6 protein-coding genes are annotated in these 13713 nt (G+C 37.3%); 5 read left to right on the forward strand and 1 reads right to left on the reverse strand.

The window, feature by feature from the left end; genetic code table 11:
* The first annotated feature begins 117 nt into the window (after nt 1-117).
* The 5 genes from BSG1_RS05040 to BSG1_RS05060 all read left to right on the forward strand — a co-directional run bounded on the left by BSG1_RS05040 (nt 118) and on the right by BSG1_RS05060 (nt 10374).
* A complete protein-coding gene (locus tag BSG1_RS05040) occupies nt 118-2127 on the forward strand; it encodes a type I restriction-modification system subunit M (RefSeq protein ID WP_044022437.1) in 2010 nt (669 codons plus the stop codon).
* The gene (locus BSG1_RS05045) at nt 2127-3491 is read left to right on the forward strand and encodes a restriction endonuclease subunit S (RefSeq protein ID WP_006835828.1); all 1365 of its coding nucleotides are present in this window, start codon (nt 2127-2129) and stop codon (nt 3489-3491) included. The genes BSG1_RS05040 and BSG1_RS05045 overlap by 1 nt, the downstream gene beginning before the upstream one ends.
* A gap of 12 nt (nt 3492-3503) precedes the next feature.
* Nucleotides 3504-6491 (forward strand): type I restriction endonuclease subunit R, encoded by a 2988-nt coding sequence (locus tag BSG1_RS05050; protein WP_006835829.1) that lies wholly within the window; start codon nt 3504-3506, stop codon nt 6489-6491.
* Nucleotides 6492-7199: 708 nt separating this feature from the next.
* Nucleotides 7200-7622 (forward strand): hypothetical protein, encoded by a 423-nt coding sequence (locus tag BSG1_RS05055; RefSeq protein ID WP_006835830.1) that lies wholly within the window; start codon nt 7200-7202, stop codon nt 7620-7622.
* Nucleotide 7623: 1 nt separating this feature from the next.
* Nucleotides 7624-10374 (forward strand): tyrosine-protein kinase family protein, encoded by a 2751-nt coding sequence (locus BSG1_RS05060; RefSeq protein WP_006835831.1) that lies wholly within the window; start codon nt 7624-7626, stop codon nt 10372-10374.
* 176 nt (nt 10375-10550) lie between these two features.
* Here BSG1_RS05060 and BSG1_RS05065 read toward each other — a convergent pair whose 3' ends face one another.
* Nucleotides 10551-13700: a DUF3427 domain-containing protein gene (locus tag BSG1_RS05065; RefSeq protein WP_006835832.1), complete on the reverse strand. Its 3150-nt coding sequence runs from the start codon at nt 13698-13700 to the stop codon at nt 10551-10553.
* Nucleotides 13701-13713 lie beyond the last annotated feature (13 nt).

Below are 13713 nucleotides of genomic sequence, written 5' to 3' on the forward strand. Positions count from 1 at the left end.
TCCCAATACACATACCATTTATTCCTAAGCACAATTGAAAGAATGGCCAGTATCAACTATTTTGTGATTTTGTTAAAATGGAAAAAAATAGATTGTTTTAGTAAAGGAGAACTAAGGATGATAAATTTTAATGATAAAGTCAATTTTATATGGACAATTGCTGAAATTTTACGGGGGCCATATAAACCAGAAGACTACGGAAAAGTAATACTGCCAATGGCAGTCCTTCGAAGATTTGATTGTGTTCTTGAAGACACCAAAGAAGAAGTGTTGGAAAAGCATGAACAATTCGAGAATCTTCCCGAGGAATCAAGAGATGAAATCTTAAATCGGGTAGCACAGCAAAAGTTTAGCAATATAAGTAAATACGACTTTTCGAAGCTGTTAATTGATTCTGACAATATCGCTGACAACCTGCGTGACTATATTAATGGCTTTTCTAAAACAGCAAGGGACATCATTGACTATTTTAATTTTGATACAAAAATCGAAAAAATGGAGAGGAATGACCTACTATATCTTGTTGTGAAGCGATTTAGTGAGATTGATTTACATCCAGAAGTAGTCTCGAATGTTGAGATGGGATATATCTTCGAAGAACTAATTCGTAGATTCTCCGAGGATGCTGAAGCAGGTGATCACTACACACCAAGAGAAGTTGTGCGTCTTATGGTCAATCTGTTATTCCTTGAAGACGAGGATATATTAACAAAACAAGGTATTACCCAAACTCTTTACGATAGCTGCGCAGGGACAGGTGGTATGGGTTCTGTTGCACAAGAATATTTAATGGAATTGAATCCAACAGCAGATTTAGAGTTTTTCGCACAAGAGATTAACGAAGAATCTTACGCAATCTGTAAAGCAGATATTTTAATTAAAGGGGAAGAAGCAAGGAACATTCGTTTCGGAAATACGTTATCCAATGATGCTTTTCCTGAAATGAAATTCGATTATTTAATTACAAACCCACCGTATGGAGTAGAGTGGAAGCCTGCGGAAAAGGCTGTAAAAGCAGAGTATGAAAACTTGGGATATAATGGGCGTTTTGGTGCGGGATTACCACGTATTTCAGACGGACAACTTCTGTTTCTTCAACATCTCGTATCGAAGATGAAGCCTGTTACAGAAGATAATCCTAAGGGTTCACGTATTGCAATCATCATGAATGGCTCACCTCTTTTTACAGGGGATGCAGGCAGTGGGGAAAGCGAGATTCGCCGTTATCTAATTGAGAATGATTTAGTTGAAGGAATTGTGGGAATGCCAACTGACTTATTTTACAATACGGGCATCTCCACATATATATGGATTTTGACAAATCATAAAAGTTCAGTTCGTAAAGGTAAAATACAGCTTGTTAATGCTGTGGACTATTATCAAAAGATGAAAAAGAGCATGGGAAGTAAGAGGAAAGAACTTTCAGATAAACATCTTCAAGAAATTGTACGACTTTATGGAGACTTCGTTGACAATGAAAAGGTAAAGATATTTGATAATGAAGAGTTTGGTTATCAAAAAATAACAGTAGAGCGGCCATTACGCTTAAATTTCAAGATTGACGATGCACGAATCCAGGAGCTTCATAATCAAACTACTTTTGTAAACTTAGCAAAGTCAAAGAAAAAGGGTGAAGCAGGTATTCAAGAAACAGAGCAAGGTAGAGAGCAACAGGAAAAAATTGAAGAAGCACTAAGATCAATAAAAAATGATAAAGTCTATAAAAACAGAGCTGAATTTACAAATATACTAAAGAAGTTGTTTAAACAACTTGATTTAACAGTAAATGCTACATTACTGAAAGCAACATTAAATGCTTTATCACAAAAAGACGAGACAGCCGATATTTGTATTGATAGTAAAGGAAACCCTGAACCAGATACAGACTTACGTGATACAGAAAATGTCCCATTGAAAGAGAGTATTAATGAATACTTTAAAAGAGAAGTAAAGCCTCATGTACCTAATGCTTGGATAGATGACGCAAGAACTAAGATCGGTTATGAAATTCCATTTACTCGTCACTTTTATGAATATACTGCATTACGAAGTTCGGAGGAAATTAAGGAAGAAATTAAAGAGTTAGAGAAGGACATCTTAAGGAAATTGAAAAAGGTGATGATGTAGTGGTACTAAATGAATTTCAAAATAGTGCAGATATAAATTGGTATGAGAGAGTTCCTGAAGATTGGTCTGAAAAAAAGCTAAAATATTTAGTTGAGACTATCAAGGGCTACGCTTTTAAATCCCAATTATTTGGGGATAAAGGTGTTCCAATTATAAAAACTACTGATATAAAGAATGGCAAAATACAAGATAGTGATATATTTATTGATGAAAGATTCGAACATGAATATAAAAATGTTCGTGTGAAGAAAAATGATATTTTAATGAGTACAGTTGGTAGTAAAGTAGAAGTAACAAATTCCGCCGTTGGACAAATCGGAAAGGTACAAAAGAAATATGAGGGGGCTTTACTTAATCAAAACGCTGTAATTCTTCGTTGTAAGTCTAAAGATATAACAAATAATTTTTTGTTCTATTTTTTGAATAGTCATTCATATAGAAAGTATCTGGACTTATTTGCACATGGTACAGCTAACCAGGCAAGTTTGTCATTAAAGGATATTTTAGATTTTAAAATGCCACTACCATCTAGAAAGATACAGCATCAAATATCAGAATTCCTTGATCATAAAACTTCTGATGTCGAAACACTCATAGCAGACAAACAAAAGCTCATTGAGTTGCTCGAAGAAAAACGTCAAGCAATTGTTACCGAAGCGGTGACAAGAGGGTTAAATCCTGATGTGAAAATGAAAGATTCTGGTGTGAAATGGATTGGAGACATACCTGAACATTGGGATATTAGTAAAATAAAATATAGTACCTACGTAAAAGGGAGAATAGGTTGGCAAGGATTACGGTCTGATGAATTTATTGATGAGGGGCCTTACTTAGTGACTGGTACGGATTTTAAAGACGGTATTATTCATTGGGATACTTGTTATCACATTAGTGAAGAAAGATATAGTGAGGCTCCACCAATACAACTAAAAGAAAACGATTTATTGATTACTAAAGATGGTACTATCGGTAAAGTCGCCATTGTAAAAAACAAGCCAGGAAAAGCAATTTTAAATAGTGGTATATTTGTAACGAGATGTCAAGATAAAGAATACCTTACGAAATTTATGTATTGGATTTTGACTTCGGAAGTCTTTAAAAACTATATCAAGTATATGGAGACAGGTTCTACAATAAAGCATTTATACCAAGAAACCTTTGTGAATTTTTCTTATCCACTACCTAATATAGAAGAACAAAAAGCTATTGAGTACTTTTTAGAAACAAAAGTCAGAGAAATAGATAGTGTGAAAAAGGAAATATCTGACCAAATTGAACTACTAAAAGAATACCGCCAATCTCTCATTTACGAAGCAGTCACAGGAAAAATTGATTTGCGGGATTATCAAGAAGTGCCAAGCTAAGGAGGGAGACTTATGGCGATAGATTATAGTGAAAGAGGGTTTGAGGAAAATATTGAGGAAAGTTTGAGACAATCTGGTTTTTTAAAGCGAAAACTAACGGGACAAGCATTAGATTCATTTAAGAAGTATGCATTAGATGTAGAAGTGTTGTTTCAATTTTTAGAAGCAACCCAACCAAAAGCTCTCGAACGGTTACATAAGGTGTATAAGGAACAATATAAGGCAAAGATTATTGATCGTCTGCATAAAGAGCTTGGAATGCGTGGTACGATTGATGTTCTGCGACATGGCATTAAAGACTATGGTGTGACGCTGAAACTTGCCTTTAATAAACCTGTCAGCACCATGAACCGAACTCTTATCGAACAATATGAACGAAATATCTTTACTGTTAGCAGACAAGTTTTTTACAGCAGTAAGAATAATAACAGTATTGATAAGATGGTTTCGCTTAATGGACTCCCCATCGCTGTATTAGAATTGAAAAACCAATTAACAGGACAAACAGTGGAAGACTCCAAAAAGCAGTACCGAAATGACAGAGATCCAAGAGAGCTTCTCTTCCAATTTAAAAAGCGTGCTATTGTCTTTTTAGCAGTGGATACAGACGAGGTTTACATGACAACACAATTGAATGGAGAAAAGACCTTTTTCTTACCTTTTAACAAAGGAAATGAAGGAGGAAAAGGCAATCCTATTGTCTATAACGATTATAAGACATCTTATTTGTGGAAAGATGTCTTACAAAGGGACAGCCTTTTGGACATTCTCTTTCGATTTGTCTATGTTAACCAAGAAGATATACTTGATAGCACTGGAGAAATTATTGATAAAAGGGAAACAGTTATTTTCCCGCGTTACCATCAATTGGATGTAGTAAGAAAGATTGAAGATGATGTAACGGGTAAAGGTGTAGGACAGAATTATTTGATTCAGCATAGTGCCGGTAGTGGGAAAACGAATAGCATATCTTGGTTAGCTCACCGTTTGGCAAAGCTGCACAATCAAGATGATGACGCGATGTTTAATAGTGTGATTGTCATTACTGATCGCAGGGTTCTTGATAAGCAGTTACAAGATGCTGTTTATCAACTTGAACATAAAGCAGGTTTGGTAGAGAAGATCGATAAGGATTCATCACAATTAGCAAGTGCTATATCAAGCGGGACAAGAATTATCATAACTACACTTCAAAAGTTTCCTTTTATCATGGAAAAAGTAGGAGACTTTGCAAAAGGTAAGTATGCAATCATTATTGATGAAGCACATAGTAGTCAAGGCGGAAAGGCTTCCACAGCAATGACAAATATTTTGTCTGATAAGTCTTTGGAAGAAGCGGTTGAAGCTGACCGAATTGCGGAGGAAGAACTGGGAGATATGGAAGAAAAAATTGCTGAAGTAATAGCGAAGAGTGGCCGCCAAGATAACATCTCATTCTTTGCATTTACAGCAACTCCGAAAGCAAAGACAATTGAGAAATTCGGTACATATGATGCCGAAGAAAAACCACATCCGTTCCATGTCTACTCTATGCGACAAGCGATAGAAGAAGGCTTTATTATAGATGTACTAAAGAATTACACCACATATAAAACCTACTACAAAGTAGCGAAGAGCGTGGAAGATGATCCAGAAGTGGTGAAAAGTAAAGCTGCAAAACAGATTGCCAAGTATGTATCCCTACATCCACATAACATAGCACAGAAGACAGAAATTATTATAGAGCATTATCGCTCAGTAACAAGGTATAAGATTGGTGGAAGAGCGAAGGCAATGGTCGTGACAGGAAGCCGTCTTCATGCGGTGAGATACAAACATGCTTTCGATAAATATATCAAATCAAAAGGCTATGACGATATGAAAGCAGTGGTCGCTTTCAGTGGTACAGTGGAAGATAACGGAATCTCTTATACAGAACCAGATATGAATAAATTTAGTGAAAAGGAACTTCCAGATAAGTTTCATTCGGATGAATATCAGGTTCTATTAGTAGCAGAAAAATATCAGACTGGTTTTGACGAGCCCCTGCTACATACAATGTACGTAGACAAGCCGCTGTCAGGCATAAAGGCAGTACAAACATTATCAAGGTTAAATCGAACGTGTAAGGGCAAAAATGATACCTTTGTGCTTGATTTTGTAAATGAAGCGGAGGAAATCCAAGAGGCATTTCAGCCCTACTACGAAGTAACTGGATTAGAAAGCACCACTGATCCAAATGTATTGTATGACTTAGAGCGAGAGTTAGATGCATGTCAGGTATATACAAAAGTAGAGATAGAGGAAGTTTGTAAATTAGAGTTTAACGGGAAAAAGAAAACAGCTAAAACACAAGAAATGCTTAATGCACTTCTTGATAAAGCTGTTGAACGCTTTAATAATCAAATTGATAAAGAACAGCAGGAAGACTTTAAAGGAGCTGCCACTAAATTTATCCGGACGTATTCCTTTATATTGCAAATTGCCCCATTCTGTGATGTTGAACTCCACAAGCTGTTCGTTTACTTAAACTACCTATTAAAGAAACTCCCGAAGCGAACCACTGATGACGTTTATCTTGCTGATGATATTGCCTTACAATATTATCGCAATGAGAAAGTATTTGAGGGCAGTATTGCACTAAATGTTGAAGGTGGAGCAGAACTACATGGAACAAAGCATGGGAAAGGAGGGGGAAAAGAAGAAGAGAAAGAAAGGCTTTCTTCTATTATTGATAGATTGAATGAGAAGTTTGGTACGGAATTTACAGACACAGATAAGCTTTCGAGAGACCAAATTAAAGAAGATATAATCAATAATGAAGATTTGGCTAGTAAAGCTCGTAACAACACAAAGGATAACTTTAAATTCTCTTATGAAAAGGCGTTTATGGATTTTGTTATCTCAAGAATGGGACAAAATGAAAAGTTCTTTATGAAGATGCTTGAAAATAGTGAATTTAGATCGTTTATTATGGATGATATGTTTGAAGAAGTATATACTGAATTGAACATTTCTTAATCCAAAAATAGGGTCTGACTCCCAGTACACTAACGTATTAACGTACCAGGGGTCAGGCCCTGCCTTTTTTACAGCCGGGTCCGGCCAGACAACTGCTGCAAATAAAATCCCATTATTGATTACCCGACGCCCAAAAAACAATAAAAGCTGCTGATCGTCAGGGCGATTTTCAAAACCCGTGAAGAGATAAAGCAAGCACCTGAATCATTTGGGACGTATCTTTTGACAACCGCTACTAGATGAGTGGTTGCGAGGAACGAACATTCCATTTAACAGCGTCTATCCAGGATTACTTACATTGCAGAGTGGACTGGAATAGTTAAAGTGGCAAGTGAGTTTTAAGAGGAGGGGGACAGCGTGAGAACATATTGTAGGTTTTTATGAAGGTTAGTGGAAGGATCCGTTTACGGCTGTCAAAGGGTACGCTATTTTAAATACGAGAAGAGCTGTATTACTTAGACTTGATTCACTATAGTCGGAATATTTTTAACATAAGGGTCACCAAGATTAAAGAAAATCAGGATGAGTAGCATCGATAAGTAAATTAGGTTCTTAGTCCAATTTAAAGGTTGGAATTTTAGTTTAGAAATCTGAGCCTAATAAATATAACTTTTGACAAAGGAGTTCTGTCTTTGTGAATAGAATATATACAACAAAACGGCTTAACTGTTAAAGATATTTAAAGTTTCACGAGAAAGGGTTAAAAAGATGGATAATTTTTATTGTACTGCTCATAGAATGTGGAAGGATGCTAACGTACTACATACATCCGGCAGTAGTTACTTTAATACATGTTATTTAGCTGGGTATATATTAGAAAGTTATGGTAAACTCATCGTTAAAGCCTATGACTCAACAATTAATGTGAGGCGTTTCAGTCATAGTTTGAGTGATTTAAATACAAAGATTAAAAACGATATAACAATCGCACCATCTCTTGGGAAATATTGTTTAGACTTAAGTATTGAATGTAATACTATATTTAGTGGAAATAATGAATGGGGTCCCTTAAAAAGATACGAAGATAATCCTAACTTGTGGAGTACTAAACAGACTGCGGATAGTTACATCAGTGAGTCGAAAAAAATTATTGATATGATTGATGAAATGAAAATCGACGGGGTGATATAAAATGACTGTTCACTTTGATGAAGTTTTGATGCTATTAAAAGATAAAATGCTAGTTTTAAAAAATTACAGTGGATATAATTTCTTTATAGTTAGAGATGTATTTGGAAGAATATCTGTATATATAGAAGGAGAACAAGTTGATAACAATTTAATAGATTTTGTTAGAAACATTTTAAAGGATACTCTTGGTATGGGGTGGGTACATAATATAGAGAAAGTTGAATCCAATTCAAATTTATTAGTTCAGTTGAATAAATCATGTGATTTGATTGAAGATACAAGTAATATTTATTTTGGAGAGAGACACCTTACAAGATTAAATTGGTTTAGTAAAGAAAAAGGTAAATTTATACGATCTGATTTAAGTTCGAAAGTTGTTACTTTTTATTCATATAAAGGTGGACTAGGGAGAACCACATCATTAGTATTAACTGCATTACAGTTGGTGAGGGCTGGAAAAAAAGTAGTTGTGGTAGATTTTGATTTAGAAGCACCAGGACTCTCATCTTTACTTATTCCAGATAATAACCAGTATTCAAATTATGGTTTAGTTGATTATTTATTGGAGAGTCCTATTTATAACAATGTTGAAAACAAATTAGATATAGATGAATACGTGTATCCTATACTAAATAAAGAGTTAACTGGTTCAGCAGGTGGGAAATTGTATGTTGTACCGGCTGCTAATGCTAACGAGGATAATTCTGATTCATACTTAGAAAAAATGGGGAGAATAGACTTTAACACGCCGAATTACTCAAATGAAAATAATCCTATTAGCAAATTGTTAAGTCAATTAAATGAAAGATACAAACCAGATTTTATTTTCCTAGATTCCCGAACTGGCATTCATGAAGTTGGCGGTCTAACTTTAACCCAATTCACGGATATTTCGTTTTTGTTATTTTATGGTAATAAACAGAATATGTCTGGAATGAAAATGGTACTCCCTAAAGTGATTGAGGCAAATATTCCTTTCTTTCTAATAAACAGTCCTGTTCCAAATTCAGAGGAAGAAGCAACGGAAGTAAAAGAGTATTACTTGGAACAAGCGCACAATTTATTATGTGAAGTTGATTATTATAAAGATGGAGATATACCTGATTTATATGAAGAAAATGCTGACCATTATCCTTACATGGTTAACTATCAAATGCCAGCAGTAATATTAAATTCAAATAAGAAAATTATTAGCCTATTAGAGAATGACGGTAACGCTAATATATATTTGAAATTTGCTGAGCAAATAGCATCTTATAATGTAGAAAGATCTAATCCGATCACTAATGGAAAGAAAGAATCAGTAAATAAATTTGAATTCTTACGAGCAATTGAACAAATTATGCCTGGGAAGCTCGCATCTTCTGAACATGAGTTCCATGAAGATAAAGATTTAGAAAAGAAGTTCTATCCATTAAAAGAACATAGATTTATTTTCGAGCCTGATAAGTTCTTAATATTAGGAGCCAAGGGGAGTGGGAAATCTGCGTTATTCTCAGTGTTAGAACATGCTAATTTTGCTAAAAGTTTAGCTTCATTTTACGATCTTTCTATGGAATCCATCGAAAATATGGAATGGATACCTGGGCTAAAGATTTCTGGTGACTACCCTTCTAGTAATTCATTTGATTTATTAAGTGAACATAATGATTTTATATATTATAAATCTTACTGGAGATTATTAGCGATAAGGTATATTTGTAAACATTTAAAAGATTTATCTATAGAAAAGGACTTATTTGAAGCCATAAATGATGACAGTAAAATTAGAGAATTGGCTAAAGATAGGTCTTTATCGGAAGATATAGAGAAGTACTTGAAAACTATTGATAAGTACTTAGATGAAACTAACCAAAAGGTTACAGTGGTTTATGATGCTCTAGATGTGTTGTTAGGAAAAGAATACAGAGGAAAGATGATTTCAGCTTTAATTAGTTTATGGTATGAATACCTCCCTAGATATAAAAATATTAGAGTAAAAATATTTCTCCGTGATGATATTTTTGAAAAGGAAGTTAGTGATATTCCGGATAAGGTTAAGTTGAGGAACTATTCTGAAAAGCTTAGTTGGACATATGACGAATTACTTGCAATGATATGGAAGAGAATAGCAAGTAATTCAGAAGAAGTGGCACAACACTTCCATTCAACTTTTAATAGAATGGGAATCTTATTAAGGTATGAGAAGTTTTTGGGTTATATACCTAAATCTGAAGAAGAAGTTAATAAAGTCATATTAAAATTAATTGTTGGTGAGCGCATGGGAACGGGTAAAGCTGCTTATTCTTACAATTGGATTAGGAATCACTTAGCAGATACAAATGAAAGAATTTTACCTAGAAGTATAATTAAACTCTTTGCTGAAGCTGCAGTTAAAGAACTTGAACTTAATGAAATGTATCCTTACTCCACTTCAATAATAAGACCAAGAAGTTTGAATGAAGTCATGAAAGAAGTATCTATTGACAGAGTTAAAGATTTATTAGAGGAATATAAAGAGTATGAAAATTTATTCAATAATCTAAAAGATTATTTACCTAAATTTCCTGCTTATGAAGAGGATTTAAAACAATCTTTAAAACTCTGTGGTGTACAAGAAGGTAAAGAGGTATCAACTATACAAGACTTGGTGAATATCGGTGTAATGAAACCATATCAAAGAAAGAAAAGTGACCCTATTCGCTATCATATTCCTGATATATTTTTAATTGGACTGGGTCTTTCCAGGGTTGGTTTAAGGGCAATTAATTAAGTGAATAAGTTAATACATTACAGTGAACTGTATCAGATCAATAAAGACAACCTAAAATGAAAAAGAAAGCTTGATCTTGAAGTAATAGGAGCTCACATCACTAGTGAGCTCTTTTTTGAACAACTTATATCACTTGAAAAATCACAATAAAAAAAGAAAGCCGGTGCTTCTAATTTTTACAATATATTCTTATTAGCCCGCGGCACCAAATAAGAAGGCATTTCCTCCTCAAGCTCCCACACAAAACTCATCGGTTTGTTCCCGGAGTGCTTAATATAATTGGCTGTCCCCAGAAAGACGAAAGGTGAAGGAATGCTGCCTTTCTCTTTTTTGTATTCTCTGACAAACAGGGCGATTTTGTTTCCGGTCTGGCGGTGGTGGATATACCGCTGGCCGGTCGGGCTTTCTTCGCTGACTTTACTTTGGGTTTGCCAGTGGAATAGTTTTTCGTTTATCGCATAGTCCTCGTAAAGTGTTGATGGCGAGAAGTCTTTTTCTGATTTGTTCAGGGTGATGAAAAAGATATCAAGGTTCTTGTCTTTGAAGTATTTGACTCCTTCCCGGAACGCCGGGCTTTGCTCTTCGTTGTTGTAGTCAAATCCGGCCAGCACTTGTGCCGTCGAGTAGCGGCTGTGGACTTGAAGCGGGCAAGGGAAGGTGAAGTTCGGCTTCAACTCAATTGTCTCTAAAGAGTCATATAGTACCTCTACAATCTGTTTAATCTCCTCTTTGAATGCAGGATGTTCTAACACTTTTTCAATTCCTTCTTTTATAGAAGAGAGTCCTTCTTTTTCAGGATGGGCTTGATAGAAAGAGTAGTAGAACATGTTCAGCATCAGTTCTTCTTCTTTCCTGTTCACTTCTTCCGTTTCCATATAGTCTTTTAAAAACTCCAGCAGCTTTCTTGAATTGAGATGAAAGAGGTTCGGCAGGCGACTTGTAAGCCACTGTTCTCCTTCATAGGTGAAATCTTCTGCAAGTCCCGCGTCCACTAGCAAGCGGGAAAAGCTTCTATTTTTATTCCCTCCGTAAAAGTCATAGAGATCCAGGTGATAGTGCTCCAGGAAGTTTTTCAATGTAACAGGTTTCCCGGTATCATGCTGGAAGGTTTTCAGTTTGGCTACCAGGTTTGCTTTGTTATTGACTCCGGTTTTGATGTTCCGCAGGATGTATTCCTTTGCTTGTTTTTCCAGTTGAACGAAGCAGCCTTTTGGCAGGTTGAAGAATCCGTTTTCGACATAGTACTGGACGGAGTGCTTTGATTTGCCGATCAAGGCTCTCAGTTTTTCTTCGTATGAATAGTTGCGGTGGGCTTGTCCGACGAAATCCAGGACAGTCAGGCATTCTTTGTCCTCTGATAGACGAAGGCCGCGTCCGAGCTGCTGCAGGAAGACGGTTAAACTTTCCGTTGGCCGCAGGAACAGCACGGTGTTGATTTCCGGGATGTCGACTCCTTCATTGTATAAGTCGACGACGAAGATGAATTTGATATCCCCTGAAACTAGCAGCTGCTGGGCTTCCAGACGGGATTTCCGGTCGGTTCCTCCATGTAATGCGATGGAAGGGATGCCGGATTGGTTAAAGAAATCGGCCATGTACTGCGCATGCGCAATCGATACGCAGAAGCCCAGTCCTTTTACATCGCTGATATCCGTGACATACTTCTGTATGCTTTGGACGATCTGCGAGCTTCTGAGGTGATTGGACGTATAGACATTTTCTAATTGCTTGGTATCGTAACCGCCTCGGGTCCATTTCAGGTTTGAGAGATCGACGGTATCGGTGACACAGAAGTATTGAAATGGACTTAACAACTTTTGATTGACCGCTTCGGTTAACCGCATTTCGGCTGCGATGTGGTCATCAAAATAAGAGAGAATACTTTTTCCATCCATTCTCTCAGGGGTAGCGGTCAGTCCCAGGAGAATCTGTGGCTGGTAATGGTTCAGCAGCTTTTGATAAGAGTCAGCGGCCGCATGGTGGAACTCATCGACAACAATAAAGTCGTAGAAGCCGCTTTCGGTATGCTGATGAAGCTCCTTGCTGTTAAAGCTCTGGATGCTGACGAATAAGTGATCGAGAGAGGACGGCTGCTGTGCCCCGACAAGCATGTCACCGAAGTTAGGCTCCCGTAAAACTGCGCGAAAAGTGTGCAGGCTTTGTTTTAAAATTTCTTCCCGGTGAGCGACGAAAAGCAGCTTTGCTTTCCCGCCGTTTGCCTTCCTGAAGCGTTTGTAGTCAAACGCAGAAATGACCGTTTTTCCCACACCGGTTGCGGCGACCAACAGATTTTTGTAGCGGTGATGGACTTCCCGTTCTGCCTGCAGCTTTTCGAGAATCTCTTTTTGATAGTAGTAGGGCTGGATGTCAAAGAGATACTGAACCGATTCCTCAGCGACTTTGCTTTTTTCCAAAGCCAGCTTAAGCGTCAGGTTGTCTTCCTCATTTTCTCCGTTAAACGCTTTGAACTCCTTGTCATTCCAGTAGCTTTCAAAGGTCGCCTCACATTTTTTAAGAACATCAAAGGAATCCTTCTCGGTTACCTTCACGTTCCACTCGAGCCCCGATGTCAGAGCAGGGTTGGAGAGATTGGAAGAGCCGATGTAAGCCGTGCTGAAGCCGGTATCTCTTTTAAAAAGATAGGCCTTGGCATGAAGTCTTGTCCGCTGCACATCATAGGAAATCCGGATCTCGGTGTTGGGAAGCTTGCTCAGCTCCTGAATCGCCTTATAATCCGTCGCCTCCATGTAGGAGGTCGTGATGACCCGGAGCCTGCCGCCACCCTCCGTGAAGGTCTTCAATTCCTCTAAAATGATCCGCAGCCCGCTCCACTTGATGAAGGACACGAGCATATCGATAGAATTAGAGGAGACGATTTCCTTCTTCAGTTCACCAAGCATATTCGGCTCGTAGCTGGAGCCAGTGAATAAGGAGCTCTCAGAGATGGGTGTCACGGGACGGGTGACTTCCTGATTCCCGATGCTTCGGATGGAGTTCATCCTGGAGTAGATATGTGTCAGTACTTCGCCTTCTTCAGCAATCTTCAGTCGTTCAAATTCCTGGCGGTCCAATCGCTGGCTCAGAATCGTGATGATTTCATTGCAGGTCTCGATCTGTCTCAGGAGAGCCTGCCCATCATTCCGCTCCTCATCGCGAACAGCTTTCAGCGCATTCCTTGTCACCGAACTGATGTAAGAAGAAAGGACTTTCCGCGCTTCCTCTACATCCAGAAGGGACTTGCCGATATCAAAATCCATATCGGAGCCAGACAGCTCTTCCTGAAGCTTCTTCGTAATGATTTCTTCATAGATTCCTTGTTTAAGCATGTTGGGGATCCTT

The organism is Bacillus sp. SG-1 (assembly GCF_000181495.1).
Taxonomy (GTDB): domain Bacteria; phylum Bacillota; class Bacilli; order Bacillales; family Bacillaceae_B; genus Rossellomorea.

Bases quoted from the DNA above. Each gene is read 5' to 3' on its own strand.
- BSG1_RS05040 (WP_044022437.1), top strand. From the start codon at position 118: ATGATAAATTTTAATGATAAAGTCAATTTTATATGGACAATTGCTGAA.
- BSG1_RS05050 (WP_006835829.1), top strand. From the start codon at position 3,504: ATGGCGATAGATTATAGTGAAAGAGGGTTTGAGGAAAATATTGAGGAA.
- BSG1_RS05055 (WP_006835830.1), top strand. From the start codon at position 7,200: ATGGATAATTTTTATTGTACTGCTCATAGAATGTGGAAGGATGCTAAC.
- BSG1_RS05060 (WP_006835831.1), top strand. From the start codon at position 7,624: ATGACTGTTCACTTTGATGAAGTTTTGATGCTATTAAAAGATAAAATG.
- BSG1_RS05065 (WP_006835832.1), bottom strand. From the start codon at position 13,700: ATGCTTAAACAAGGAATCTATGAAGAAATCATTACGAAGAAGCTTCAG.